Source organism: Dendronalium phyllosphericum CENA369, assembly GCF_016056275.1.
Lineage (GTDB): Bacteria > Cyanobacteriota > Cyanobacteriia > Cyanobacteriales > Nostocaceae > Dendronalium > Dendronalium phyllosphericum.
Map to the genome: position 1 here is coordinate 1 of NZ_JAECZA010000338.1, position 2,498 is coordinate 2,498.

Below are 2,498 nucleotides of genomic sequence, written 5' to 3' on the forward strand. Positions count from 1 at the left end.
GATGGGGGAGATGGGGGAGATGAGGGAGATGGGGGAGATGAGGGAGACAAGAAATAATAATTACTTCTGCTTTCTGCCTTCTACTTATTACAGCAATAAAATTGCAAATTCACTTGCTAGACTGTTGGGAATTATCCATCATTATTTGTATGAAATTTGACAAAGAAGATTTGCAATGGGCTGCTTCCCAAGGCTTAATTTCTGTGGAACAAGTAGATGCGCTTTGGGAAGCACTATCTGAGCGTAACAGCGATCGCCCGCAATTTAATCTTGCCAATGTAGCTTTTTACTTCGGTGCATTGATTGTTATCTCCGCAATGACTTGGTTTATGACATTGGCGTGGGAGTCGTTTGGCGGTGGCGGAATTTTTTTATTAACTAGTATTTATGCCTTGTGCTTCGTTCTCCTGGGTAGAAACCTCTGGTTCCACCAAAATCTGAAAGTTCCTGGAGGGCTGCTATTTACTATCGCAGTTTGTATGGCTCCCCTAGCGATTTATGGGCTGCAAAGATGGACGGGATTTTGGACTCAAGGCGATCCTGGTACGTACCGCGATTACTATATTTGGATCAAAGGCAGCTGGTTTCTCATGGAGTTGGGAACTATCATTGCTGGTTTAATTGCAATCAAGTTTGTACGGTTTCCATTTTTGACTGCTCCCATTGCCTTTTCCCTGTATTTCATGTCGATGGATATAACACCAATACTATTTGGGGAAGCGAACTTTAATTGGAAGCAACGATTATTAGTTTCCATGTGGTTTGGGATAGCGTGTTTAATTGTTGCTTACCTAGTCGATATTCGCACTCGCAGGCGTGATGGAGATTTTGCTTTTTGGCTGTATTTGTTTGGTTTACTCGCTTTCTGGTTCGGTCTTTCTTTTACAGGAGACAGTAATGAATTGCAACTATTTATATATTGTTTGATTAATTTGGGGTTAATAGCGCTATCGGTGTTATTGAAACGAAAAGTTTTTATAATTTTTGGGGCAATAGGCGTATTTGCGTATTTGGGACACCTTGCCTACTCAGTCTTTCAGGATGCTGTATTGTTTCCGGTAGCGCTAACTGTTGTAGGAATATGCATTATCTATTTAGGTATTTTGTACGAAAAAAATAGCAAGGCGATTGAACGTTTTTTTGAAAGCATAATACCAGAAATTTTAAGACAAATTTTACCTAGAGATTAACAGATTGTCTCTCAGACCAATTCGTAATTAAGAAAGTCGTATTTAGTCTAGATTCCTGGGTTTGGATCTGTATCATTATTTTTGGGAAATGGTATCAGAGCATAATTTGCTCTACTACAATACAGGTGTGTCCACTAGGCGGCGTGACTGTCTACCCACGTAAATCCGAAAGAGCGTTAATGAGTAATCAACTTCAGGACTACAATCCCAGCGGTATAGGTGAAATCAATGGTAATCTCTTGGGTTTGCCATTCGATTACGAGTCTGCAAACTTGATTGTCTTTGCCGTGCCGTGGGAAGTTACTGTTTCCTATGGTGCTGGCACAGCTAACGGGCCGCAGAGAATTCTAGATGCTTCAGTTCAACTAGATTTATTTGACTTTGACCATCCTGATGGCTGGAAACAGGGAATTTTCATGGAGGAAATTTCTCAAGATATTTTAGAGAAAAATACATACTACCGCGCCTTAGCAGCACAAATTATCGAACGATTGGCGCAAGGGAAACCTCTCACAGAAACCCCAGATTTAACGCCTGTCTTGACAGAAATTAATCAAGCTTGTCAACAGATAAATCAATGGTTGTTTACACAGTCTCAAGCAGCGATCGCAAATGGTAAGCGAGTCGCGGTGATTGGTGGGGATCACAGTTCGCCCTTGGGTTATTTCCAAGCATTAGCAGCTAACTACGACAACTTTGGCGTTTTGCACATCGATGCACATGCAGATTTACGCGATGCCTATGAGGGATTTGAATTTTCTCACGCCTCAATTATGTTTAATGCGATGAAGCTACCGCAAATTTCTAAATTAGTGCAGGTGGGTTTGCGCGATATTTCTCATGATGAAATGCAGATGATTGAGAATAGCGATCGCATTGTCGCTTATTACGACCCAATTATTAAACGAAAGCTTTACTCTGGGACAACTTGGCTTGATTTATGCCGCGAAATCATCGCCCATTTACCTGAATACGTTCACATTAGCTTTGATGCAGATGGACTCGATCCCAAACTCTGTTCGAGTACGGGTACTCCGGTTCCTGGCGGACTGGAATTAGAGCAAACTTTTTGTCTGTTCCGAGAATTAGTTAATAGTGGTAGAAAAATCATTGGCTTTGATTTGTGCGAAGTTGGCGATGCTGAGTGGGATGGCAATGTCGGTGCGCGGATTGTTTACAAGCTAGCGAATTTGATGGATTTATCTCAACACTCTTCATCAATGAGTCTTTGAACTCCATTAATGAGTATCTGAACTCCATTAATGAGTATCTGAACTCCATTAATGAGTCTTTGAACTCCATTAATGA

Annotated in this window: 2 protein-coding genes; both read left to right on the forward strand. The window is 41.2% G+C overall.

Annotated elements, in window-relative coordinates:
• Positions 1-149: 149 nt before the first annotated feature.
• Entirely contained in the window at positions 150-1,190 is a 1,041-nt protein-coding gene (locus I8752_RS36710; RefSeq protein ID WP_214437046.1) for a V-type ATP synthase subunit I domain-containing protein, read from the forward strand.
• A gap of 179 nt (positions 1,191-1,369) precedes the next feature.
• Entirely contained in the window at positions 1,370-2,422 is a 1,053-nt protein-coding gene (speB, locus tag I8752_RS36715) for an agmatinase SpeB (protein ID WP_214437047.1), read from the forward strand.
• Positions 2,423-2,498: the final 76 nt, after the last annotated feature.

Coding starts and splice junctions, on each gene's coding strand:
- I8752_RS36710 (WP_214437046.1), top strand. CDS start 150: ATGAAATTTGACAAAGAAGATTTGCAATGGGCTGCTTCCCAAGGCTTA.
- speB (WP_214437047.1), top strand. CDS start 1,370: ATGAGTAATCAACTTCAGGACTACAATCCCAGCGGTATAGGTGAAATC.